The sequence below is a fragment of the Burkholderia sp. MS389 genome (assembly GCF_016899425.1).
Taxonomy (GTDB): domain Bacteria; phylum Pseudomonadota; class Gammaproteobacteria; order Burkholderiales; family Burkholderiaceae; genus Burkholderia; species Burkholderia sola.
Map to the genome: position 1 here is coordinate 3,533,747 of NZ_CP045994.1, position 22,366 is coordinate 3,556,112.

20 protein-coding genes and 1 tRNA gene are annotated in these 22,366 nt (G+C 67.5%); 6 read left to right on the forward strand and 15 right to left on the reverse strand.

Features of this window, described 5'->3' with window-relative positions:
• Positions 1 to 26: 26 nt before the first annotated feature.
• Positions 27 to 1,079, forward strand: a complete 1,053-nt coding sequence (locus tag GJG85_RS16425; protein ID WP_069618219.1) for an NAD(P)-dependent alcohol dehydrogenase — start codon at positions 27 to 29, stop codon at positions 1,077 to 1,079.
• An 86-nt stretch (positions 1,080 to 1,165) separates the two neighbouring features.
• Here GJG85_RS16425 and GJG85_RS16430 read toward each other — a convergent pair whose 3' ends face one another.
• From GJG85_RS16430 to gatC, 5 genes are all read right to left on the reverse strand, one after another.
• A complete protein-coding gene (locus GJG85_RS16430; protein ID WP_050017918.1) occupies positions 1,166 to 1,939 on the reverse strand; it encodes an exodeoxyribonuclease III in 774 nt (257 codons plus the stop codon).
• A gap of 34 nt (positions 1,940 to 1,973) precedes the next feature.
• Complete coding sequence (locus GJG85_RS16435; protein WP_089488912.1) at positions 1,974 to 2,813, reverse strand: polyphosphate kinase 2 family protein; 840 nt, start codon at positions 2,811 to 2,813, stop codon at positions 1,974 to 1,976.
• Between the two features lie 118 nt (positions 2,814 to 2,931).
• Complete coding sequence (gene gatB / locus GJG85_RS16440; RefSeq protein ID WP_050011133.1) at positions 2,932 to 4,404, reverse strand: Asp-tRNA(Asn)/Glu-tRNA(Gln) amidotransferase subunit GatB; 1,473 nt, start codon at positions 4,402 to 4,404, stop codon at positions 2,932 to 2,934.
• Positions 4,405 to 4,406: 2 nt separating this feature from the next.
• Positions 4,407 to 5,897: an Asp-tRNA(Asn)/Glu-tRNA(Gln) amidotransferase subunit GatA gene (gene gatA, locus GJG85_RS16445; RefSeq protein WP_011546474.1), complete on the reverse strand. Its 1,491-nt coding sequence runs from the start codon at positions 5,895 to 5,897 to the stop codon at positions 4,407 to 4,409.
• 69 nt (positions 5,898 to 5,966) lie between these two features.
• A complete protein-coding gene (gene gatC, locus GJG85_RS16450) occupies positions 5,967 to 6,266 on the reverse strand; it encodes an Asp-tRNA(Asn)/Glu-tRNA(Gln) amidotransferase subunit GatC (RefSeq protein WP_006485929.1) in 300 nt (99 codons plus the stop codon).
• A 367-nt stretch (positions 6,267 to 6,633) separates the two neighbouring features.
• On the opposite strand from gatC, the gene GJG85_RS16455 reads away from it, so the two are divergent.
• The 5 genes from GJG85_RS16455 to rodA all read left to right on the forward strand — a co-directional run bounded on the left by GJG85_RS16455 (position 6,634) and on the right by rodA (position 12,942).
• A complete protein-coding gene (locus GJG85_RS16455) occupies positions 6,634 to 7,677 on the forward strand; it encodes a rod shape-determining protein (protein ID WP_004189550.1) in 1,044 nt (347 codons plus the stop codon).
• Positions 7,678 to 7,815: 138 nt separating this feature from the next.
• Positions 7,816 to 8,892, forward strand: coding sequence for a rod shape-determining protein MreC (gene mreC, locus GJG85_RS16460; RefSeq protein ID WP_050011132.1), 1,077 nt, complete (start codon positions 7,816 to 7,818; stop codon positions 8,890 to 8,892).
• Entirely contained in the window at positions 8,889 to 9,401 is a 513-nt protein-coding gene (gene mreD, locus GJG85_RS16465) for a rod shape-determining protein MreD (protein ID WP_006477476.1), read from the forward strand. The genes mreC and mreD overlap by 4 nt, the downstream gene beginning before the upstream one ends.
• Positions 9,402 to 9,502: 101 nt before the next feature.
• Complete coding sequence (mrdA, locus tag GJG85_RS16470) at positions 9,503 to 11,782, forward strand: penicillin-binding protein 2 (RefSeq protein ID WP_204383481.1); 2,280 nt, start codon at positions 9,503 to 9,505, stop codon at positions 11,780 to 11,782.
• Positions 11,783 to 11,793: 11 nt separating this feature from the next.
• On the forward strand, positions 11,794 to 12,942 hold the full coding sequence (gene rodA / locus GJG85_RS16475) for a rod shape-determining protein RodA (RefSeq protein ID WP_050011130.1): 1,149 nt from the start codon (positions 11,794 to 11,796) through the stop codon (positions 12,940 to 12,942).
• 67 nt (positions 12,943 to 13,009) lie between these two features.
• Here rodA and GJG85_RS16480 read toward each other — a convergent pair whose 3' ends face one another.
• The 10 genes from GJG85_RS16480 to rsmB all read right to left on the reverse strand — a co-directional run bounded on the left by GJG85_RS16480 (position 13,010) and on the right by rsmB (position 22,366).
• On the reverse strand, positions 13,010 to 13,765 hold the full coding sequence (locus tag GJG85_RS16480) for a tetratricopeptide repeat protein (protein WP_124593533.1): 756 nt from the start codon (positions 13,763 to 13,765) through the stop codon (positions 13,010 to 13,012).
• Positions 13,762 to 14,547 (reverse strand): aldolase/citrate lyase family protein, encoded by a 786-nt coding sequence (locus GJG85_RS16485; RefSeq protein WP_050011128.1) that lies wholly within the window; start codon positions 14,545 to 14,547, stop codon positions 13,762 to 13,764. Before GJG85_RS16485 ends, GJG85_RS16480 begins: the two co-directional genes overlap by 4 nt.
• Before the next feature lie 333 nt (positions 14,548 to 14,880).
• Positions 14,881 to 15,333, reverse strand: coding sequence for a 6-carboxytetrahydropterin synthase QueD (queD, locus tag GJG85_RS16490; protein WP_050011127.1), 453 nt, complete (start codon positions 15,331 to 15,333; stop codon positions 14,881 to 14,883).
• 18 nt (positions 15,334 to 15,351) lie between these two features.
• On the reverse strand, positions 15,352 to 15,984 hold the full coding sequence (queE, locus tag GJG85_RS16495) for a 7-carboxy-7-deazaguanine synthase (protein ID WP_050011126.1): 633 nt from the start codon (positions 15,982 to 15,984) through the stop codon (positions 15,352 to 15,354).
• Positions 15,985 to 16,060: 76 nt separating this feature from the next.
• Entirely contained in the window at positions 16,061 to 16,795 is a 735-nt protein-coding gene (queC, locus tag GJG85_RS16500) for a 7-cyano-7-deazaguanine synthase QueC (protein ID WP_204383484.1), read from the reverse strand.
• Between the two features lie 350 nt (positions 16,796 to 17,145).
• Positions 17,146 to 17,221: transfer RNA gene (locus tag GJG85_RS16505), tRNA-Phe, on the reverse strand.
• 60 nt (positions 17,222 to 17,281) lie between these two features.
• The gene (esaR, locus tag GJG85_RS16510; RefSeq protein ID WP_006495385.1) at positions 17,282 to 17,983 is read right to left on the reverse strand and encodes a response regulator transcription factor EsaR; all 702 of its coding nucleotides are present in this window, start codon (positions 17,981 to 17,983) and stop codon (positions 17,282 to 17,284) included.
• Positions 17,984 to 20,398, reverse strand: a complete 2,415-nt coding sequence (gene esaS / locus GJG85_RS16515) for a sensor histidine kinase EsaS (protein ID WP_050011124.1) — start codon at positions 20,396 to 20,398, stop codon at positions 17,984 to 17,986.
• The gene (locus tag GJG85_RS16520; RefSeq protein WP_006477467.1) at positions 20,388 to 20,978 is read right to left on the reverse strand and encodes a DUF4390 domain-containing protein; all 591 of its coding nucleotides are present in this window, start codon (positions 20,976 to 20,978) and stop codon (positions 20,388 to 20,390) included. The genes esaS and GJG85_RS16520 overlap by 11 nt, the downstream gene beginning before the upstream one ends.
• The gene (gene rsmB / locus GJG85_RS16525) at positions 20,975 to 22,366 is read right to left on the reverse strand and encodes a 16S rRNA (cytosine(967)-C(5))-methyltransferase RsmB (RefSeq protein ID WP_089488947.1); all 1,392 of its coding nucleotides are present in this window, start codon (positions 22,364 to 22,366) and stop codon (positions 20,975 to 20,977) included. The genes GJG85_RS16520 and rsmB overlap by 4 nt, the downstream gene beginning before the upstream one ends.

Consider the following 22,366-nt stretch of genomic DNA (forward strand, 5'->3'; position numbering starts at 1 on the left):
CGTTTTCCGGACAAGGAGCCCATTGCATGAGCACAACCTATGCCTACGCGGCGACCGATGCGCAGTCGCCGCTCGCCCCGTTCGAATTCCAGCGTCGCGCGCTGCGCGACCTCGACGTCCAGATCGACGTCCTCTACTGCGGCGTCTGCCACTCGGACCTTCACCAGGCGCGCAACGAATGGCGCAACACGATCTACCCGGTCGTGCCGGGCCATGAAATCGTCGGCCGCGTGACCGCGACCGGCCCGCAGGTGTCGCGCTTCAAGGTCGGCGAGCTGGTCGGCGTCGGCTGCCTCGTCGATTCGTGCCGCACCTGCGCAAGCTGCGAAGAAGGCCTCGAGCAGTATTGCGAAAACGGCTTCGTCGGCACCTACAACGGCCAGGATCGCGTGACGGGCGACATCACTTACGGCGGCTACTCGACGCAGCTCGTCGTCGACGAAGCATTCGTGCTGCGCGTGCCGGACACGCTCGATCCGGCCGGCGCCGCGCCGCTCCTGTGCGCGGGGATCACGACCTACTCGCCGCTGCGGCAGTGGAACGTCGGCCCCGGCAAGAAGGTCGGCATCGTCGGCCTTGGCGGCCTCGGCCACATGGGCGTGAAGCTGGCGCGCGCGATGGGCGCGCACGTCGTGCTGTTCACGACGTCGCCGTCGAAGATCGAGGACGGCAAGCGGCTCGGCGCGCATGAAGTGGTGATCTCGAAGGACGAAGCGCAGATGAACGCGCACCTGAACAGCTTCGACTTCATCCTGAACACGGTCGCCGCGCAGCACGACCTGAACCCGTTCCTGCACCTGCTGAAGCGCGACGGCACGATGACGCTCGTCGGCGCGCCGGAGCACGATCATCCGTCGCCGCAGGTGTTCAACCTGATCTTCAAGCGCCGCCGCCTCGCCGGCTCGCTGATCGGCGGGATCGCGGAAACGCAGGAAATGCTCGACTTCTGCGCGGAGCACGGGATCACGTCGGACATCGAGACGATTCCGATGCAGCAAATCAACGCCGCTTACGAACGGATGCTGAAGAGCGACGTGAAGTACCGGTTCGTCGTGGATATGGCGTCGCTCAAGCAGTAAGCCGCGCCCCAAACGAAACGGGCCGCATGTTCGACATGCGGCCCGTTTTGCATGCGGCGGCTACGCGCACCGCGTAGCGCCGGCCGTCACTTCGTGTAGTCGTAGTCGATCGTCAGCGGCGCGTGGTCGCTGAACTTGATGTCCTTGAAGATCGACGTGCTTTTCGCGGTGCCGGCCACGCCCGGCGTCGCGATCTGGTAATCGATCCGCCACCCGACGTTCTTCGCGTACGCCTGGCCGCGGTTGCTCCACCACGTGTACTGCTCGGGGCGTTGATCGAGCGTGCGGAACACGTCGACGTAGCCGACGTCGTCGAACAGCCTCGTGAGCCACTCGCGCTCTTCCGGCAGGCAGCCGGAGTTCTTCTGGTTGCTCTTCCAGTTCTTGATGTCGATTTCCTTGTGGACGATGTTCACGTCGCCGCACAGAATCACCTCGCGCTTCTTCTTCAGCGCGGCGAGGTGCGGCATGAATTCGGCCATGAAGCGGTACTTGGCCTGCTGGCGTTCTTCGCCGCTCGAGCCGGACGGCACGTACACCGACACGACCGACAGCTTGCCGTAGCGCGCCTCGACGTAGCGCCCTTCGGCATCGAATTCGCTGCTGCCGAAGCCGATGATCACGTCGTCGGGCTCGCGGCGGCTGTACACGCCCGCACCGCTGTAGCCCTTCTTCTCCGCGTGGTGGAAATAGCTCTTGAAGCCGTGCGGCTCGACGAATTCGGCCGGCAGGTCGTCGGCCGACACCTTGATTTCCTGCACGCACACGCAATCGGCGTTCTGTTCGCCGAGCCAGTCGAAGAAGCCCTTCTTCGCGGCGGAGCGGATGCCGTTCAGGTTGGCGGTGATCACTCGCATCATGTCGGGTTCCGTTCAGTTCGATGTTTTTACAGGGTTAGCGGATCTTCACGCCTTCGAGCTCGGGCTTCGGCGGCGGGAATTCCAGCTTCATGTCGGTCATCGTGCGCAGCAGCAGCTCGGCGATCATCACGTTGCGGTGCGTCTTCGAATTCGCCGGGATCACGTACCACGGCGCATGCTCGGCCGACGTCGCGGCGAGCGCGTCGCGGTACGCGGACTGGTACGCGTCCCAGTGCTTGCGCGCGTCGAGATCCGAGATGTCGAATTTCCAGTGCTTGGTCGGATCGTCGATACGCGCCTGCAGCCGCGCGCGCTGCTCGTCCTTCGAAATGTGCAGGAAGCACTTGACGATGGTCGTGCCGTTCTCGAACAGCATCGTCTCGAAATCGCGGATCTGCCGGTAGCGGCGCTCGCATTCCTTGTCGTCGATCGCACCGAGCACGCGCGGCACCAGCACGTCCTCGTAGTGGCTGCGGTTGAAGATCGCGAGTTCGCCCGCCGCCGGCACCTGCGCATGCACGCGCCACAGGAAGTCGTGCGCGGCCTCGATCGGCGTCGGCGCCTTGAACGGCACGATGCGCAGGCCGAGCGGATCGACCTCGCGGAACACCGCGCGCACGGTGCCGTCCTTGCCGCTCGTGTCCATCCCCTGCAGCACGAGCAGCACGCGCTTCTTCTGCTGCGTGTGCAGGCGCTCCTGCTGGACGTCGAGCTCGGTCGACACGACCGACAGCCGTTCGCGGTCGGCCTCCTTCGAACCGGACGAAAACGGCTTCGCGGCCGAGTCGAACGCGTCGAGCTTGAATGCGGCGGCTTCCTTGTCGCGCGTGCTGTAGGGCACGCGGAAATCGTCGAGCGACGGTTGTTTCGCCATTCGTTCCTCCGTTGAACGGTGCGATGCATACGATAACGCATCCACCAAACGCGACGGGCCGCCCCGAACTGGTTCGGAGCGGCCCGTCGTCAAGCGCGGTTCAGGCGCGCGCGCATGCTCAGCCGAGCTTCTTCTTCAGCAGTTCGTTGACCTGCTGCGGATTGGCCTTGCCCTTGGTCGCCTTCATCGCCTGGCCGATCAGCGCGTTGAACGCCTTTTCCTTGCCCGCGCGGAATTCCTCGACCGATTTCGCGTTCGCCGCGAGCACTTCGTCGATGATCGCTTCCAGCGCGCCGGTGTCGGAGATCTGCTTCAGGCCCTTCGCGTCGATGATGCGGTCGGCCGCACCTTCGTCGGTCGCCTTCTCGTCCCAGATCGTCGCGAAGATTTCCTTCGCGATCTTGTTCGAGATCGTGCCGTCGGCGATGCGCTGCAGCAACAGCGCGAGTTGCGCGGCCGACACCGGAATCGCGTCGATCTCGATGCCGTCGCGGTTCAGTTGCGACGACACGTCGCCCATCAGCCAGTTCGCGACGATCTTCGCATTCGCCGCGCCGGCCTTCGCGACCACCGATTCGAAGTACGCGGCCATCGCCTTGCTCGACGTCAGCACGCCCGCGTCGTACGCGGACACGCCGTACTCGTCGACGAAGCGCTGCTGCATCGCGGCCGGCAGTTCGGGCATGCCCGACTGCACACGCTCGACCCAGTCCTGGCCGATCACGAGCGGCATCAGGTCGGGGTCCGGGAAGTAGCGGTAATCGTGCGCGTCTTCCTTGCTGCGCATCGACCGCGTCTCGCGCTTGTCCGGATCGTACAGGCGCGTTTCCTGCACGACTTCGCCGCCGTCCTCGATCAGCTCGATCTGGCGACGCACTTCGTAGTTGATCGCTTCCTCGAGGAACCGGAACGAGTTCAGGTTCTTGATTTCCGCGCGCGTGCCGAATTTCTCCTGGCCGACCGGGCGCACCGACACGTTCGCGTCGCAGCGGAACGAGCCTTCCTGCATGTTGCCGTCGCAGATGCCGAGCCACACGACGAGCGCGTGCAGCGCCTTCGCGTACGCAACGGCCTCTGCCGCGCTGCGCATTTCCGGCTCGGTGACGATCTCGAGCAGCGGCGTGCCGGCACGGTTCAGATCGATGCCCGTCATCCCGGCGAAGTCTTCATGCAGCGACTTGCCCGCGTCTTCCTCGAGGTGCGCGCGGGTCAGGTTGACGGTCTTCTCGTACGCGGCCTTGCCGGCCTTTTCGTTGGCCGGCACCTGGATCGTGATCTGGCCGCCCTGCACGACCGGAATCTCGTACTGGCTGATCTGATAGCCCTTCGGCAGATCGGGGTAGAAATAATTCTTGCGCGCGAAGATGCTGCGCGGCGCGATGGTCGAGCCGATCGCGAGGCCGAAGCGGATCGCCCGCTCGACCGCGCCGCGGTTCAGCACCGGCAGCACGCCCGGCAGCGCCAGGTCGACCGGGCACGCCTGCGTGTTCGGCTCCGCGCCGAACTGCGTCGAGGCGCCCGAGAAAATCTTCGAGACGGTCGACAGTTGCGCGTGCGTCTCGAGACCGATAACGACTTCCCATTGAGTCATGCTTACACCCCCGCCGGAACTTGCTTGTGCCAGTCGGTCGCGCGCTGGAACGCATCCGCGACCTGCAGCATCCGGGCTTCGTTGAAATAGTTGCCGATGATCTGCAGGCCGACCGGACGCTTCGCATTCGCGCCCGCGCCGAAGCCGCACGGCACGCTCATGCCGGGCAGGCCCGCGAGGCTCACCGACAGCGTGTAGATATCGGCGAGATACATCTGCACCGGATCGTCGCCCTTCGCGCCGAGATCCCATGCGACCGTCGGCGACGCCGGGCCCATGATCACGTCGCAGGACTTGAACGCTTCCTGGAAATCGTTCGCGATGATGCGGCGGATCTTCTGCGCCTGCAGGTAGTACGCGTCGTAGTAGCCGTGCGACAGCACGTACGTGCCGACCAGAATCCGGCGCTTCACCTCGGGCCCGAAGCCTTCGGCGCGCGACTTCTTGTACATGTCGAGCAGGTCGCCGTACTGCGCGGCGCGGTGGCCGAAGCGCACGCCATCGAAACGCGACAGGTTCGACGACGCTTCCGCCGGCGCGATCACGTAGTACACGGGGATCGACAGTTCCGTCTTCGGCAGCGACACCGGCACGAGCGTCGCGCCGAGCGCTTCGTATTGCTTGAGCGCCGCGTCGATCGTCGCGCGCACGTCGTCGGCGAGGCCGGCGCCGAAATACTCGTTCGGCAAGCCGATGCGCAGGCCCGCGAGCGGCTTGCCCGCGTCGTTGCCGGCCGCCCACGGCTGGCCGAGGTGGCGCGTGAAGTCTTCGTCGTCGCGCTCGAGGCTCGTCGAGTCGCGCTCGTCGAAGCCCGCCATCGCGTTCAGCAGCAGCGCGCAATCGGACGCGCTCTGCGCCATCGGGCCACCCTGGTCGAGCGACGACGCGAACGCGATCATCCCGTAGCGCGACACGCGGCCGTAGGTCGGCTTGATGCCCGTCACGCCCGCGAACGACGCGGGCTGGCGGATCGAGCCGCCGGTGTCGGTGCCGGTCGCGGCCGGCGCGAGGCGCGCGGCGACGGCGGCCGAGCTGCCGCCCGAGCTGCCGCCCGGCACCGCGTTCGTGTCCCACGGGTTCTTCACCGCGCCGAACGCCGAATTCTCGTTGGACGAGCCCATCGCGAACTCGTCCATGTTGGTCTTGCCGAGCGTGACCATGCCGGCCGCCTGCAGGCGGGCGACGACGGTCGCGTCGAACGGGCTCTCGTAGTTCGCGAGCATCTTCGAGCCGGCGGTCGAGCGCCAGCCGCGCGTGACGAACACGTCCTTGTGCGCGATCGGCAGGCCGGTCAGCGCGCCGCCCGCACCGCGGGCGAGTTCCGCGTCGGCGGCTTTCGCCTGCGCGAGGGTGAGGTCGGCGTCGACGTGGACGAACGCGTTCAGGTCGCGCGCGGCGTCGATCCGTTTCAGGTAGTGCTGCGCGAGCTCGACGGCCGAGCATTCCTTGGCGGCGAGCGCGGCGCGCAGTTCGGTCAGGCTTTTTGCGTGCATTGAGTGGTTTTCCTGGGAATTCTGGGTGGCGCGCGGCGCTGGACGGCCGGCGCGCTTGTCATCGAATGCTTACTCGATCACCTTCGGCACGAGATAGAGGCCGTCCTGGACGGCCGGCGCCGGACGCTGGTTGTCGTCGCGATCGACGACTTCCGTCACGGCGTCGTCGCGCAGGCGCTGCGCGACTTCCTGGATCTGTTCGATCGGGTGGGCGAGCGGCGCGATGCCGGCGGTGTCGACCGCCTGCATCTGTTCGACGAGGCCGAAGAATTCATTGAGCTGGCCGAGCATGTGCTCGGCGTCGGCGTCGGCCATTTCGAGTCGCGCCAGGTGCGCGATGCGTTTCACATCGGTCAGGGTCAGGGCCATGCGATCACCGGAAAAACAAGGCTGCGCAGTGCATCGACGACAGCACTGCGGCGGGGGGTTGGAGGGTGCGATCCCACCCTCAAAAATCGGGGCCGAAGCGGCAAAAATACCGCCCGTTTCGATTCAAATACCGAGAAATTATAAGGTATCATTACGCGTTCGACCCAAACCCGGCAGCCTTTTCCCGCACCGTTTCGCCCTGTTTCGGCAAGCCGTGCGTGCTTCGTGCGATCCCCGGTAGACATCACTCGCAGCTTCGTGCGCCGCGGCGGCCGCTTCCGCCACGCTTCCCGAGGCTGTTATTTTTTCCGCTGCCGCCCTCAGCGCTCGCTATGCAGGGCCGGCCCAGAGCGAAACAGGATTCTGAATGTTCGGTTTTTTGCGCAGCTACTTCTCCAACGATCTCGCGATCGACCTCGGCACCGCAAACACCCTGATCTACATGCGCGGCAAGGGCATCGTCCTCGATGAGCCGTCCGTCGTGTCGATCCGCCAGGAAGGCGGCCCCAACGGCAAGAAGACGATCCAGGCGGTCGGCAAGGAAGCCAAGCAGATGCTCGGCAAGGTGCCGGGCAACATCGAGGCGATCCGCCCGATGAAGGACGGCGTGATCGCCGACTTCACCGTCACCGAGCAGATGATCAAGCAGTTCATCAAGACGGCCCACGAGTCGCGCATGTTCTCGCCGTCGCCGCGCATCATCATCTGCGTGCCGTGCGGCTCGACCCAGGTCGAGCGCCGCGCGATCAAGGAAGCGGCGCACGGCGCCGGCGCGTCGCAGGTCTATCTGATCGAGGAGCCGATGGCGGCCGCGATCGGCGCGGGCCTGCCGGTGTCCGAAGCCACCGGCTCGATGGTCGTCGACATCGGCGGCGGCACGACCGAAGTCGGCGTGATCTCGCTCGGCGGCATCGTGTACAAAGGCTCGGTGCGCGTCGGCGGCGACAAGTTCGACGAGGCGATCGTCAACTACATCCGCCGCAACTACGGGATGCTGATCGGCGAGCAGACCGCCGAGGCGATCAAGAAGGAAATCGGCTCCGCGTTCCCGGGCTCCGAAGTCAAGGAAATGGAAGTGAAGGGCCGCAACCTGTCGGAAGGCATCCCGCGCAGCTTCACGATCTCCAGCAACGAAATCCTCGAAGCGCTGACCGATCCGCTGAACCAGATCGTGTCGTCGGTGAAGATCGCGCTCGAACAGACGCCGCCGGAACTCGGCGCCGACATCGCCGAACGCGGGATGATGCTGACGGGCGGCGGCGCGCTGCTGCGCGACCTCGATCGCCTGCTCGCGGAAGAAACCGGCCTGCCGGTGCTCGTCGCCGAGGATCCGCTCACCTGCGTCGTACGCGGTTCGGGCATGGCGCTCGAGCGCATGGACAAGCTGGGCAGCATCTTCTCGTACGAGTGATCGCCGAGTGATCGCCTAAGCAGTCCCGTTTGATATGACGCACCCGCGGCGTGGCCGGATCGCTCGTTCAGAACGAACCGCCGCGCCGTTTGCGCGTCTGAGCATTATTTAACCGATCACACGCGCCCGGCGCCGACCATGGAATACAGTCCGCCGCCCCTCTTCAAGCAAGGTCCGCCCGCGCTCGCGCGGCTCATCTTCTTCGTCGCCCTCGCCATCGCGCTCCTCGTGTCGGACGCGCGCTTCAGCACGCTCGAAATCGTGCGCGGCGTGCTCGGCACCGTGCTCTACCCGCTGCAACGCGCGGCGCTCGTGCCGCGCGACCTGTTCATGGGCGCGGCCGACATCGCCGTTACCGGCGCGTCGCTGCGCCACGAGAACGACGATCTGCGCAAGCGCAACCTGCAATTGTCCACGCAGGCCAACCAGGCCGCCGTGCTCACGCAGGAAAACGCGCACCTGCGCGCGGTGCTCGAACTGCGCCAGCACATCGCGACGCAATCGACGCCGGTCGAGATCCAGTACGACACGAGCGATCCCTTCACGCAGAAGATCGTGGTCGGCCAAGGCTCGCAGCAAGGCATCCAGGACGGCTCGCCCGTCGTCAGCGAGGACGGCGTGATCGGTCAGGTCACGCGCGTGTTCCCGCTGCAATCCGAAGTCACGCTGGTCACCGACCGCGATCTCGCGATCCCCGTGCAGGTGCTGCGCACCGGCCTGCGCAGCGTGATCTACGGCACGCCGAAGGGCGATTCGCTCGACCTGCGCTTCGTGCCGACGAGCGCGGATCTCGTCGCCGGCGACGAGCTCGTCACGAGCGGCCTCGACGGCGTCTATCCGCCCGGCCTGCCGGTCGCGAAGGTCGTGCGCGTCGACAAGCTCGCCGATACCGCGTTCGCCCGCGTGACCTGCGCACCGGTCGCGGCCGTGCGCGGCGCGCGCCAGATGCTCGTGCTGCATTACCGGAACGACATCCCGCCGCGCCCGGCCGAGCTTGATCCCGCGACCGAGAAGAACGCGAAGGGCAAGAAGGGCGCGAAAGCCGCCGCGAAGAGCGACAAAGCGGAGAAAACCGACAAGGCCGACGCGAACGCGAAGCCGGCCGCCGCGGCCCAGCCCGGCGCAAAGCCGGCGCCCGCGGCGCCTGCCGCGCCGGCCCAACCGGCCGCCGCGCCCGCGAAGCCCGCCGCCGGGCAATCAGGAGCCCAGCGATGAACCGCCCGCAATACATCCTGCAGCCGGTCAATCCGTATTTCATCGTCTTCAGCCTCGCCGCCGCGTTCCTGCTGAACCTGATGCCGTGGGGCCGCCTGCCCGGCGTGCCCGACTTCGTCGCGCTCGTGCTGCTCTTCTGGAACATCCATCAACCGCGCAAGGTCGGGATGGGCGTCGCGTTCGCGCTCGGCATCCTGATGGACGTGCACGACGCGGGGCTGCTCGGCGAGCACGCGCTCGCCTATACGCTGCTGTCGTACGGCGCGATCACGATCCACCGCCGCGTGCTGTGGATGCCGATCGGCGTGCAGGTGCTGTACGTCACGCCGCTGCTCGTCGCCGCGCAGCTCGTGCCGTTCGTGATCCGCCTGCTGATGGGCGCCGCGTTCCCCGGCTGGCGCTATCTGGTCGACGGTTTCGTCGAAGCCGCGCTGTGGCCGATCGCGAGCCACCTGCTGCTGATGCCGCAACGCCGCCCGGTCGACCCGGACGATACGCGACCGATCTGAGCCGGACCGACCTTGAATACCCGCCGCCCCCACGCCCGCCGCGCGACGCGCTCCGGGGCGGCACCTCGCCCGCGCCCGCGCGCGGGCCAGATTGCCCTTAAATGACCGAATTCAACGACACCCAACAGCAGCTCTCGAGGTTCCGCCTGCGCGTCGCGGCGGCGGGCGTGTTCGTGTTCGTCTGCTTCGGGCTGCTCGCGAGCCGCTTCTTCTACCTGCAGCTGATGCAGCACGGCAAATACGCGCTGCAGGCCGAGGAAAACCGCATCTCCGTCGCGCCGATCGTGCCGAACCGCGGGATCATCACCGACCGCAACGGCGTGATCCTCGCGAAGAACTACTCGGCGTACACGCTCGAGATCACGCCGTCGAAGCTCGACGACACGCTCGACAACACGATCGACAAGCTGTCCGAGATCATCCCGATCGACGCACGCGACCGCCGCCGCTTCAAGAAGCTGCAGGAAGACTCGAAGAACTTCGAGAGCCTGCCGATCCGCACGCGGCTCACCGACGCGGAAGTCGCGCGCTTCACCGCGCAGCGTTTCCGCTTCCCCGGCGTCGACGTGCGCGCGCGGCTGTTCCGTCAGTACCCGCTCGGCATGACGGCCGCGCACGTGATCGGCTATATCGGCCGGATCTCGAAGCGCGACCAGGATCGCATCGACGCGATGAGCGACGACAACGACAGCGACCAGGAGCACTACGATCCGCGCCGCGACGCGAACAACTACAAGGGCACCGACTACATCGGCAAGATCGGCGTCGAGCAGAGCTACGAAACCGAGCTGCACGGGCTGACGGGTTTCGAGGAAGTCGAGGTGACGGCCGGCGGCCGGCCGGTGCGCACGCTGTCGCGCACGCAGGCGACGCCCGGCAACAACCTCGTGCTGTCGCTCGACATCGGGCTGCAGCAGGTCGCCGAGCAGGCGTTCGCCGGCAAGCGCGGCGCGCTCGTCGCGATCGAGCCGAAGACGGGCGACGTGCTCGCGTTCGTGTCGTCGCCAAGCTTCGACCCGAACTCGTTCGTCGACGGCATCGACCAGCAGACCTGGGACGAGCTGAACAACTCGCCCGACAAGCCGCTGCTGAACCGCCCGCTGCACGGCACCTACCCGCCCGGCTCGACGTACAAGCCGTTCATGGCGCTCGCCGGCCTGACGCTCGGCAAGCGCACGCCGGGCTGGGGCTTCCAGGATCCCGGCTACTTCACGTTCGGCGGCCACACGTTCCGCAACGACGTGCGCTCGGGCCAGGGCTGGGTCGACATGAACAAGGCGATCATGGTGTCGAACGACACCTACTTCTACATGCTCGCGCGCGACCTCGGCGTGAACGCGATCGCGAACTTCATGAAGCCGTTCGGCTTCGGCCAGATCACCGGGATCGACATCCAGGGCGAGGCGCGCGGGATCCTGCCGTCGACCGACTGGAAGAAGAAGGCGTTCAAGAAAGCGGCGCAGCAGAAGTGGTTCGACGGCGAGACGATCAGCCTCGGGATCGGCCAGGGCTACAACTCGTTCACGATCCTGCAGCTCGCGCACGCCACGGCGACGCTCGCGAACAACGGCGTCGTGATGAAGCCTCACCTCGTGAAGGAAGTCGAGGATCCGATCTCGCGTGCGCGCCACCTGACCGTGCCGAAGGAAAGCGACGTGATCCCGCTCAAGGCGGCCGACATCGACGTCGTGAAGCGCGGGATGGAGAACGTGATCGAGAACCCGTCCGGCACCGCGTACAAGGTGTTCCGCGGCGTGCCGTACCTCGCGGCCGGCAAGACCGGGACCGCGCAGGTGTTCTCGCTGCAGGGCTCGAACTACAAGGGCCACCTGCTCGCCGAGCACCTGCGCGACCACGCGCTGTTCATCGCGTACGCGCCGGTCGACCATCCGCAGATCGCCATTGCGCTGGTCGTCGAGAACGGCGGCTGGGGCGCGCAGGCCGCCGGCCCGATCGCGCGGCGCGTGCTCGACTACTACCTCGTCGAGCGCCAGAACCCGAAGAACGAAGCCGCGGCCGTGGCCGCCGCGGCGTCGGCCACCGAGCCGGTGAGCGCGCCGGTGGTCGGCGACACGTCGAAGCCCGCCACGATCGCGGCCGGCTTCACCGCGCTGCCGCAGCCGGTCGTGCCGTCGGCGGCCAGCGCGGCCGATGCGGCATCGGGGGCGTCGGATGCCTCGGGGCCGGCTAGCGCCAGCGCCACCGCGCCGGCCGACGCGAGCGCCGCGGCGCCGATGGCCGCGAGCCTGCCGCCGATCCGGCGCCCGCACCGGCCGCGCCGGCCCGCCAGCGACGCGCAGCCGGTCGTCGCCACGCCGCGGGACGACAACCACCGCGCAACGGCCCCCGCGAAAGCGGCGGACGCCGGCACCGCTCATTAACGGAGAAAGGCATGCAATTCGACAAGCGCGCCTGGCTCGACAAGATCAAGCAGATGTTCGCGGGCTTCGACCGCCCGCTCGCCCTCATCGTGTTCCTGCTGCTGTGCGTCGGCATCGTCACGCTGTACAGCGCGTCGATCGACGTGCCGGGCCGCGTCGAGGACCAGTTGCGCAACATTCTGCTGACGTTCGTGCTGATGTGGGTGATCGCCAACATCCCGCCGACCACGCTGATGCGCTTCGCGGTCCCGCTCTATACGTTCGGGGTCGCGCTGCTGATTGCCGTCGCGCTGTTCGGGATGACCAAGAAGGGCGCGAAGCGCTGGCTGAACGTCGGCGTCGTGATCCAGCCGTCGGAAATCCTGAAGATCGCGACGCCGCTGATGCTCGCGTGGTACTACCAGCGCCGCGAAGGCGGGCTGCGCTGGTACGACTTCGTCGCCGCGTTCGGGATCCTGATGGTGCCGGTCGGGCTGATCGCGAAGCAGCCCGACCTCGGCACGGGCCTGCTCGTGTTCGCGGCCGGCTTCTTCGTGATCTATCTCGCCGGCCTGTCGTTCAAGCTGATCGTGCCCGTGCTCGTCGCGGGCGTGATCGCGGTCGGCTCGATCGCCGTGTTCGAGGAACGCATCTGCCAGCCCGAAGTGCAGTGGCCGCTGATGCACGACTACCAGAAGCACCGTGTGTGCACACTGCTCGACCCCACGTCCGACCCGCTCGGCAAGGGCTTCCACACGATCCAGGCCGTGATCGCGATCGGCTCGGGCGGCGCGCTCGGCAAGGGCTACCTGAAAGGCACGCAGGCGCACCTCGAATTCATTCCGGAAAAGCACACCGACTTCATCTTCGCGGTGTTCTCCGAGGAATGGGGGCTCGCCGGCGGGCTCGTGCTGCTGACGCTGTACATGGCGCTGATCGCACGCGGCCTCTACATCGCCGCGCAGGGCGCGACGCAGTTCGGCCGGCTGCTCGCGGGCTCGCTCACGCTCGCGTTCTTCGTCTACGCGTTCGTCAACATCGGGATGGTGAGCGGCGTGCTGCCGGTCGTCGGCGTGCCGCTGCCGTTCATGAGCTACGGCGGCACCGCGCTCACGACGCTCGGCATCGCGATCGGGATGATCATGAGCGTCGGGCGGCAGCGGCGGCTGATGAAGAGCTGACCGCGCGGCCTGCCCCGCGACACACGAAAACGGCGCCCCGGCGCCGTTTTTCATTGGGCCAGGCCGCTTACTGCGGCGGCGCGTACGGCTTGCCTGGCTGCACCGCGCCGGCGCCCGATGCCGGCGTCGGCGCCTTCAGCCGCGCGCTCAACTCCTTGAATTTCAGCCCGGCCGTCTCGTCGCCCTGCGCGGCCGCCGCCGCGTAATACGCGCGCGCGATGTTCAGGTTCTGCGCGACGCCGTCGCCGCCGCGCTCGTAGAACGACGCGGTCACGTACTGCGCGACGGGATCGCCGGCGTCGGCGGCCTGCTTGTACCACGTGAACGCCTGCCGGTTGTCGCGCGGCGTACCGCGCCCGTCGAGGAACTGGTTTGCGAGCGACAGCTCGGCCTGCACATGCCCCTGCTTCGCGGCCCGCAGGAACCAGCGATGCGCTTCTGCCGGGTTGCGCGCGACGAACTCGCCGTCGTCGAACATCCGGCCGTACACGTACTGCGCGTGCGACATGTTCGCGTCCGCCGCGCGCTTGAGCCAGCGCACCCCTTCGTCGATGTTCGCCGTCACGCCTTCGCCCGTCAGCAGCATCATCGCGTAGTTGAACTGCGCGAGGCGATCGCCGCGCTCGGCCGCATCGTGGAACTGCACGAGCGCCGCGCGATAGTCGCCGGCGTTGTAGTCGGCGACCGCCGATTGCGTCTCGCGCGCCGGATCGGGCTTCGCTTGCGGCACGCCCTGCGCGGCGGCCGCCGTCCACACGGCCCACAGCCCGACCATCGCCCCGATCCGCACCCGCCTGCGGCACGCAGCGTCTGCTCCGTTCATGACCGTACCTCCTGCAACGCCTGCCGCGTCGCGCGCAACAGCCAGCTCACGTCGGCCGATACGGTAATCATCCGGTATCCGGCGTCGCGATACTGGCGCGCGGCCGCCGTATCGCCGGCGAAGATGCCGACCGCGACGCCCGCCTGCTTGCCGGCCGCGAGCACGCGCGCCATCGCGGTTTCGACGTCCGGGTGGCGGATATCGCCGAGATGCCCGAGGCTCGCCGCGAGATCGGCCGGGCCGACGAACAGGCAATCGACGCCGGGCGTCGCCGCGATCCGCTCGACTTCGTCGACGCCGCGCGCCGATTCGACCTGCACGACCACCGCGACTTGCGCATTCGCCGTCTGCAGGTAGTCGCGGCGCATGCCGAATGCCGCCGCGCGCACCATGCCGGCCACGCCGCGCAGCCCGTCCGGCGATTCCGGCGACGGGAAGCGCGTGAGCCGCACCGCGTGCGCGGCGTCGTCGGGCGACTCGATACACGGGAACATCAGCGTGCGCGCGCCGGCGTCGAGCGCGCGCTTCACGAGCCACGGCTCGCGCGCCGGCACGCGCACGACCGGCTCGCTCGGCAGGTGCGCCGCGGCGATCGCGCGCAGTTGCGATGCCACGTCGCGACTGTCGTTCGGCGCATGCTCCATGTCGATGCAGAGCCAGTCGTAACCGGCATGCGCGAGCGCTTCCGCGGCCGAGTCGCTGCCGAGCGACAGCCACAGGCCGTACAGCGGCTCGTCACCGTCGCGCAGGCGTTGTTTGAGGGAATTGGTGAGCGTGCTCATCGATACGGCCTCCGGAACGGAACGGCAATCGAACGGGACAAGCAACAGGCGAAGCGAAACGCGCACCGCCCAAGCAATCGAAGCATGGCGGCGGCGGCAGACCGCGCGCCGCAGAACGTGAGTCGGACCGGGACGGCCGATCTGACAGCGCGGGCCGCGCGATCGCCCACGCGCGCGTTTTTCGGTGCCGCACGACGATCATAGCGCGGCGGGGTGCTCGATGCGGGAACAGACGGGGGAAGCCGTACCGGCGCGGGACGGCGGGAGGCGACACCGCCAGGCGCGGTGACGGGCAGCCCGCGCCGGACGGCGGGGCTGCCGGTGCAGGCAGGATCAGCGGCCGGACTGGCGCTCGACGTCGGCCCAGCAGTTCGGCGTTTCGTACAAGCGCACGCGCTCGAGGCGCAGGTTCACGCCGTAGTGCGCGTCGTACACGTTCGCGAGGCGGTCGAACGCGATCGCCGCGAGGTTCTCGACGGTCGGGATCCGGTCGATCACGACGGTCTTGTGGTCGGCCATCTGCTCGAGGAACGAGCGCACGACGTCGTCGCGCGCATAGACCAGGAACGCGTGGTCCCACTTGCTGACGAGGTGCTCCATCGCGAGCGCCTTCACGTCGGCGAAATCCATCACCATGCCGCGGTCGGGCGCGCCCTCGGTATCGACGAGATCGCCGCGCAGCGTGATTTCGAGCACGTAGCGATGGCCGTGCAGGTTCCTGCACTGGCTGCGGTGATCGGGAATGCGGTGGCCCGCGTCGAATTCGAGTTTTCGGGTAATCAGCACGATGTCAAAGGCCGTGGCTCAGGGAATGTTCAGATATTTGTGGGTCTGCATCGACAGCCGCCACTGCGGATGACGCTTGCACCAGTCGATCGCGAGCTTCGTGTTGAGGTCGCGCGACGGGCCGTCCATCGGCTGCACGAGAAAATACTCGAAATCGAGCTTCGCGTAGTCGGCGAGCCGCTGGTTGTCCTGCGGCACGACGACCTTCAGTTCGTTGCCCTTCGTGACGACGAGCGGCGCATCGGCCTTCGGGCTCACGCAGATCCAGTCGATCGTGTCGAGCACCGGCAGCGAACCATTGGTCTCGATCGCGATCTCGAAGCCGGCCGCATGCAGCGCGTCGACGAGCGGCTGGTCGAGCTGCAGCATCGGCTCGCCGCCCGTGCAGACGACGAAGCGGTGCGCTTCGCCGTCCGGCCACAGGCCGGCGATCGTCGCGACGAGCGCGGCGGCATCCTTGAACTTGCCGCCGTTCTCGCCGTCGGTGCCGACGAAATCCGTATCGCAGAAGCGGCACACGGCCTCCGCACGATCCTCTTCGCGGCCCGACCACAGGTTGCAGCCGGCGAACCGGCAGAACACGGCCGGCCGGCCCGCATTCGCGCCCTCGCCCTGCAACGTGTAGAAAATTTCCTTGACCGCGTAAGTCATCGTGCTTCGTCCGGCTCGCGCCGCTCGTTGTCGATCAGAATCCGTTGTCCATCAAGCGCTGCCCGCGCGAGCCGCGTCACAGCGGCGCTTCGGTCACCCGCTCGCCCTTCAGGTAGGCCTCGTAGCCGCGCTTGCGCAGCTTGCAGGCCGGGCATTCGCCGCAGCCGAAGCCCCAGTCGTGCAGCTCCGCACGCTCGCCCACGTAGCACGTGTGCGTCTCGACGCGGATCAGTTCGACGAGCGCGTTGCCGCCGAGCTGTTCGGCGAGCTGCCAGGTCTGCGCCTTGTCGAGCCACATCAGCGGCGTCTCGAGCACGATGCGCGTATCCATCCCGAGATTCAGCGCGACCTGCAGCGCCTTCATCGTGTCGTCGCGGCAGTCCGGATAGCCGGAGAAATCGGTCTCGCACATCCCGCCGACCAGCATGCGCAGCCCGCGGCGATAGGCGATCGCCGCGGCGATCGTCATGAACATCAGGTTGCGGCCCGGCACGAACGTGTTCGGCAGGCCGTTGGCCGTCGTCTCGATCTCGATCGTGCGCGTCATCGCGGTATCGCTGATCGCGCCGAGCACCGACAGGTCGATCATGTGATCGTCGCCGAGCCGGTCCGACCACGCCGGAAACTTGCGCTTCAGCGCTTCGCGCACGCCTTCGCGGCACTCGAGTTCGACGCGATGACGCTGGCCGTAATCGAAGCCGAGCGTCTCGACCGTCTGGTAGCGCTCGAGGGCCCATGCCACGCACGTGGCGGAGTCCTGCCCGCCGGAAAACAACACGAGCGCGCCGTCTTTAGCGTCTGTCCGAATCACCGTGATACTCCGTGAATGTGTAGGCTCGCGTCGCACTGCGCCCCGAGGCCGGCTGCCACCGGGCGGCCGACGCGGCCGGCCTGCGCCGGCCCGACCAGTATAGGCAGCGCGGTCGGCCGCGAATGCGGCGGCGCGCTTATACCGCTCATCGCGCGGCATCGTGGCCGCGCGCCACGGCAGGTGCGCCGCGGGCAGCCTGCCATGCGCATGAAGCGATGCGCTAAGTCATTGAGCGGGCACGGATTTTATCATGCCCCGGCGAATGCTGCCGGGCCCGCCGCTCACGACGCGCGATATCCACCACAAACGAAAAACCCCAAGAACCTTCCGATTCTTGGGGTTTTAAATGCTGGTGGCCTGGGACGGAATCGAACCATCGACACGCGGATTTTCAATCCGCTGCTCTACCAACTGAGCTACCGGGCCAACGAAGAATGAAAGTATATCGAGCTATTCGGCCCCGAGCAAGTGCTTTCGCGAAATTTTTTACAGCGCGCCTTCCGACGGCTTCTTGCCGAGCTCGACGCCGAGTTGCTTCAGCTTGCGATACAGGTGCGTGCGCTCGAGGCCCGTCTTCTCCGCGACGCGCGTCATGCTGCCGTTCTCGCGCGCAAGGTGATATTCGAAGTACGCGCGCTCGAACGCATCGCGCGCCTCGCGCAACGGGATGTCGAACGGGATCGCGGCCGTCTGGCCCGCGAGGCCGAGCGCCGACGCCATGTCGTCGCCGAGCGTCGGCAGCGCCGCCGCGGACGCGACCGCCGCCGGCCCCGCGGCCTGCCCGCCGCCCGCCTTCGCCGCCGCGTTCGCGGACACCGGCGCTGCGCCGCGCGCAAGCCCGTGCTCGACCGACTTCAGCAGCTTCTGCAGCGCGATCGGTTTCTCGAGGAAATCGAGCGCGCCGATCTTCGTCGCCTCGACGGCCGTATCGATCGTCGCGTGCCCGGACATCATGATCACGGGCATCGTCAGCAGCCCCTGCGCCGCCCATTCCTTGAGCAGCGTGACGCCGTCGGTATCGGGCATCCAGATATCGAGCAGCACGAGATCGGGCGCCTGATTCAGCCGGTATTCCCGCGCGGCCTGCGCGTTCTCCGCCGCCTCGACGACATGTCCTTCATCGCTGAGGATCTCCGAGAGCAATTCCCGGATGCCCATTTCATCATCTACCACCAGGATGGTTGCCATTTACGCTGCCTTTGTCTGCTCACTTGCTTTTGTCTTGGCGGGAGTCGCCCCGTCCTGCGCACCGGGTTCGGCGCCTGGCGTATCGCTCGCCATCTGCAGGAACAGGATCGACACCTGCGCACCCTCGACGGTCTCGCCGTGCATGCGATTGCGCAGATCGATCCGCGCGCCGTGCTCGTCAACGATTTTCTTGACCGTGGCCAGCCCGAGCCCCGTGCCCTTCGCCTTCGTCGTCACGTAAGGCTCGAACGCGCGGGTCAGGATGCGTGCCGGAAAACCGGGCCCGTTGTCGGACACGGTCAGACGTACCGCGACGCGCGTTTTGCCCTCGGCGTCGGGGTCGCCATATTCTACTGTCTTGGTTTCGATCAACACACGCGGATGCGCGGACTCCGCAACCGAATCCTGCGCATTCTGCAGCAGGTTGTGAATCACCTGGCGCAATTGCGTCGCGTCGCCGCGAATCACCGGCAGCGACGGCGCGAGCTCGGCGACGATCGAGCTCTTGCCTTCGCCCACACCGTACAGCCCGAGCACCTCGCTCGCCAGTTCGTTCAACTGCAGGTTCGCGAGCACCGCCGGCGGCGTGCGCGCGTATTCGCGGAAATCGTCGACCATCCGCTTCATCGCGGCCACCTGGTTCACGATCATCGTCGCGCCGCGCTTGAGCACGTCCGCGTCGGGCGGTGAGAGTTTGTCCGACAGCTTCATCTGCAGCCGCTCGGCCGACAGCTGGATCGGCGTCAGCGGATTCTTGATCTCGTGCGCGAGCCGCCGCGCGACCTCGCCCCACGCAACCGAACGCTGCGCGGAAATCACGTCGGAGATGTCGTCGAACACGACGACGTAGCCGGACGTCTGCGGATCGTCGGCCTGCCCCTCGACCGTCGACACGAGCCGCGTGCCGCGCACGAGCAGCGTCAGCGGATCGGTTTCGCCCGGCACCTCGATCGCGAACTGCTGCTGCCAGTGGCCGCGATCGCCGCTGCCGCCGTCGGACGCCGCCTCGCGATCGGCGAACGCCTTGCGCACCATCGCGCCGAACCCGGCGGCCACGCCGATCCGGTCGAGCGTCGTACCGATCAGCGAGTTGAACGGCTGCCGGAAGATCCGCTCGGCGCCGCGATTGGCCGTCGTCAGCCGGAACTGCCGGTCGAGCACGAACACGCCGGCCGTCAGGTTCGCGAGAATGCTCTCGAGATACGTCTTCGAATGCTCGAGCGCGATGCGGTTCTTCTCGACCGCGAGCCGCGCCTCCGACAACTGGCGCGTCATCGCGTTGAACGACTGCGTAAGGAAGCCGAGCTCGTCGCGCGTCTTGATCTCGCGCTTCGGCGTGTAGTCGCCTTCGGTGATCTCCTTCGTGCCCTGCGCGAGCAGGAACAGCGGCCGCGCGAGCTGCTGGCCGAGCGCGAGCGCGAGCATCATCGCGATGAAGGTCGCGAGAAACAGCGCGAGCGTCAGCGTGCCGATGTACATCTTGCGCAGGCCCGTGCGGCCGAGCGACTTTTCCTGGTACTCGCGGTACGCGCGCTGCACCGCGTCCGCATTGTGCGCGAGCCCGGGCGGCACCGGCTGCGTGAGCTGCAGGAACCGCTCCGCCGGCTGCAGCAGCGACGTCGTCGCATCGGGAATCGGCCGCACGACGCGCAGCCGCAGCGCGCCCTTCGCACCGTGCGCGCGCGGGTCGCCGTCGACTTCGCCCTCGATCGCCGCATACGCGCCGTGTTCGCGTGCCTGGCTCAGCATCAGCGGCGTCGGCAGGTCGTCCGGAATCAGCGCCGCGAAATTGCCCGACGCCTGCGCGACGATGTGCAGGTCGGGCGCGGCACCCGAGCCGCCGCGGCTCGGCTCGACGATCGTCGCGTCCTGCACGCCGAACTGGTCGCGCAGCCGCAGCAGCGTGAGCGTCGTGCCGTTCGTGTTCGCATCGACGCTCGCGAGCTGGTCGGACATCAGCCGCGCCTTCGTCTGCAGATCGGACAGCGACGCATCGAGCATCCCGCGGCCGAGGTTCAGGCCGGCCGTCAGCGCCGTCTCGACGTTCACGTCGAACCACGATTCGATACTGCGCGACACGAACTGGTACGACACGATGTAGATGATCCCGCCCGGCACCACACCGACGAGCGCGAAGAACACCGCGAGCTTCGCGAGCAGCCGCGTGCCGAACTTGCCCTTCCTCAGGCGCACGACGATCATCCCGATCAGCCCGAGCACCACGAGCAGGAACACGAGCGCGACGACGATGTTCGTCGCGTACAGCCACGAGTAGTAGCGGTCGAAGAATTCGGTGTTCGCGCTCGCGGCCGCGAGCAGCACGAGCAGCAGCAGCGCGGTCAGCGCGACCGTCGAGACGATCACGCGGATCAGGAGGCTCTTCCCGCTGGCCGCGCGGCGTACTTTATTTAGCACGTTCGGTCACCGTGAAGTTGAAGCGCTTCCAGTCCGACCCGAGCGTCCAGTCGCGGTTGTTCACGGCATCGACCTGGAACGGCTTCGGCATCAGCGCCGTATCGAGCTGCATGCGCACCGACGCCGTGTAGGTTTCGCCCGCGCGCACCTGGTTGCGGTCGATCACGTGCCACGACGTGATGTGCCGGACCACCGCGAGCGCATCCTTCAGCGACGGAAAGCCGAGCTGCAGGCCGCCCGTCGACACGCGGTACTCGCGCGTGAGCGGCTGGAACGACAGGCGGATCGTCTGCGTGACCGCCACCGGCTGCTCGTCGAACCAGTACCAGCGCGCGCGGCTCAGCTCGAAGTCGGTCGTGAAGTAAAGCGGGATGCCCTTGTTGACGGCATCCTCGAGGTTCGGATTCAGCTCGAAGTCGAACCGTGCGTCGAGGCTCCAGCCGCTTCCGTCGGACTGGAGCGACGCGCGCTGCACGGCGATCGATTCGGCATGCGCCGGCCGGACGACGGCCAGACACAGCGTCAACGCGACCAGCAAGACGGCCGCGAGCCGAAAGGGAAAAAGGTGTTTGATCGTCACCGTTTCTGAAACCGCGCGTAGAAAAATCCGTCGTGATCGGTGTTCTGGTCGAGTGCGCCGGCGGCCGCCCGTCCCTGCACGCCGCCCGGCAGCAGTTGGCCGGGGGCGTCCAATCGTACCGCATCTTCACAGGCCGCTTCAAACCAGCGGGCCTGCCCTTCGCCTTCCTCGGGGAAGATCGAGCAGGTCACGTAAAGCAGTTCGCCGCCCGGTTTCACGAGCGGCCACAGCGCGGACAGGATGCGCCGCTGCTCCGCGACCAGCGCCGGGATGTCGGCCTCGCGGCGCAGCCAGCGGATGTCGGGGTGCCGCCGCACGATGCCGGACGCCGAGCACGGCACGTCGGCCAGGATGCGATCGAACGGACGCCCGTCGTACCACGCGTCCGGCGCGCCGGCGTCGCCGACGCACACGTTCGCGGCGAGCGACAGGCGCACGAGATTCTCGCCGATCCGCGCGGCGCGCGTCGCGTCGCTTTCGAGCGCCACGACGTCCGCATCGGCGAGTTCGAGAATATGGCCCGTCTTGCCGCCGGGCGCCGCGCACGCATCGAGCACGCGCATGCCGTCGCGCGCGCCGAGCCATTCGGCCGCGAGCTGCGCGCCGGCGTCCTGCACCGACACCACGCCGTCGGCGAAGCCCGGAATGCGTTCGACCGGCAGCGCCGACGCGAGTCGCACCGCATGCCGGCCGATTGCGGTCGCTTCGATTCCATTCGCGCGCAGCGTGTCGAGATACGCGTCGACGCTCACGCGGCGCGCATTCACGCGCAGCGTCAGCGGCCCCTGACGCTCGCCGGCCGCGAGAATCGCCTGCCACGCGTCGGGCCATGCACGCTTCACCGCATCGACCCACCACGCGCGGTAGTTCCAGCGCGCGACCGGGTCGTCCTGCATCGCGGCGACGAGTGCGTCGCGCTCGCGCAGGAAACGGCGCAGCACCGCGTTGACCATCCCCTTCGCGAACGCGAATTCGCGCCGCGCGCCGATGACGGTGACGGCCTGGTCGACCACCGTGAACGCCGGGTACGCGGCCTCGTCCGCCGGGTCGAGCAGCAGCGCGAACGCACCGGCGAGCACCGCGTGCACGTGCGCGGGCGGCGCCTTGCTGACGAACTTGCCGATCAGCCAGTCCGCGCTGCCGAGGCGGCGCATCGTCCGATAGGCGACGTCCTGCGTCGCGCCGCGCGCGAGCGGCTGCGCACCGGATGGCATCTGCGCGAATACCGCCGACAATGCCGCCGGCAACGCGGTGCCGCGTCGCACCGCATCGACCGCCTGCGCGGCCGCGTCGAGCGCGAAGCCGAGCGAATCGGGCGCCAGGTGCAGCGCAGCCAGGCGCGCCGGGCGGCCGGAGGAAGTCGAAGCGGAAGAACGGGGTCGTGTCAT

What these genes read in the sequence shown, in the direction of transcription:
- GJG85_RS16430 (WP_050017918.1), bottom strand. Translation starts at nt 1,939, where the DNA reads ATGATGCGAGTGATCACCGCCAACCTGAACGGCATCCGCTCCGCCGCG.
- GJG85_RS16435 (WP_089488912.1), bottom strand. Translation starts at nt 2,813, where the DNA reads ATGGCGAAACAACCGTCGCTCGACGATTTCCGCGTGCCCTACAGCACG.
- gatC (WP_006485929.1), bottom strand. Translation starts at nt 6,266, where the DNA reads ATGGCCCTGACCCTGACCGATGTGAAACGCATCGCGCACCTGGCGCGA.
- GJG85_RS16480 (WP_124593533.1), bottom strand. Translation starts at nt 13,765, where the DNA reads ATGAACGGAGCAGACGCTGCGTGCCGCAGGCGGGTGCGGATCGGGGCG.
- rodA (WP_050011130.1), top strand. Translation starts at nt 11,794, where the DNA reads ATGCAATTCGACAAGCGCGCCTGGCTCGACAAGATCAAGCAGATGTTC.
- mrdA (WP_204383481.1), top strand. Translation starts at nt 9,503, where the DNA reads ATGACCGAATTCAACGACACCCAACAGCAGCTCTCGAGGTTCCGCCTG.
- mreC (WP_050011132.1), top strand. Translation starts at nt 7,816, where the DNA reads ATGGAATACAGTCCGCCGCCCCTCTTCAAGCAAGGTCCGCCCGCGCTC.
- gatB (WP_050011133.1), bottom strand. Translation starts at nt 4,404, where the DNA reads ATGACTCAATGGGAAGTCGTTATCGGTCTCGAGACGCACGCGCAACTG.
- GJG85_RS16455 (WP_004189550.1), top strand. Translation starts at nt 6,634, where the DNA reads ATGTTCGGTTTTTTGCGCAGCTACTTCTCCAACGATCTCGCGATCGAC.
- rsmB (WP_089488947.1), bottom strand. Translation starts at nt 22,366, where the DNA reads ATGACACGACCCCGTTCTTCCGCTTCGACTTCCTCCGGCCGCCCGGCG.
- gatA (WP_011546474.1), bottom strand. Translation starts at nt 5,897, where the DNA reads ATGCACGCAAAAAGCCTGACCGAACTGCGCGCCGCGCTCGCCGCCAAG.
- GJG85_RS16485 (WP_050011128.1), bottom strand. Translation starts at nt 14,547, where the DNA reads ATGAGCACGCTCACCAATTCCCTCAAACAACGCCTGCGCGACGGTGAC.
- mreD (WP_006477476.1), top strand. Translation starts at nt 8,889, where the DNA reads ATGAACCGCCCGCAATACATCCTGCAGCCGGTCAATCCGTATTTCATC.
- GJG85_RS16425 (WP_069618219.1), top strand. Translation starts at nt 27, where the DNA reads ATGAGCACAACCTATGCCTACGCGGCGACCGATGCGCAGTCGCCGCTC.
- queE (WP_050011126.1), bottom strand. Translation starts at nt 15,984, where the DNA reads ATGACTTACGCGGTCAAGGAAATTTTCTACACGTTGCAGGGCGAGGGC.
- esaR (WP_006495385.1), bottom strand. Translation starts at nt 17,983, where the DNA reads ATGGCAACCATCCTGGTGGTAGATGATGAAATGGGCATCCGGGAATTG.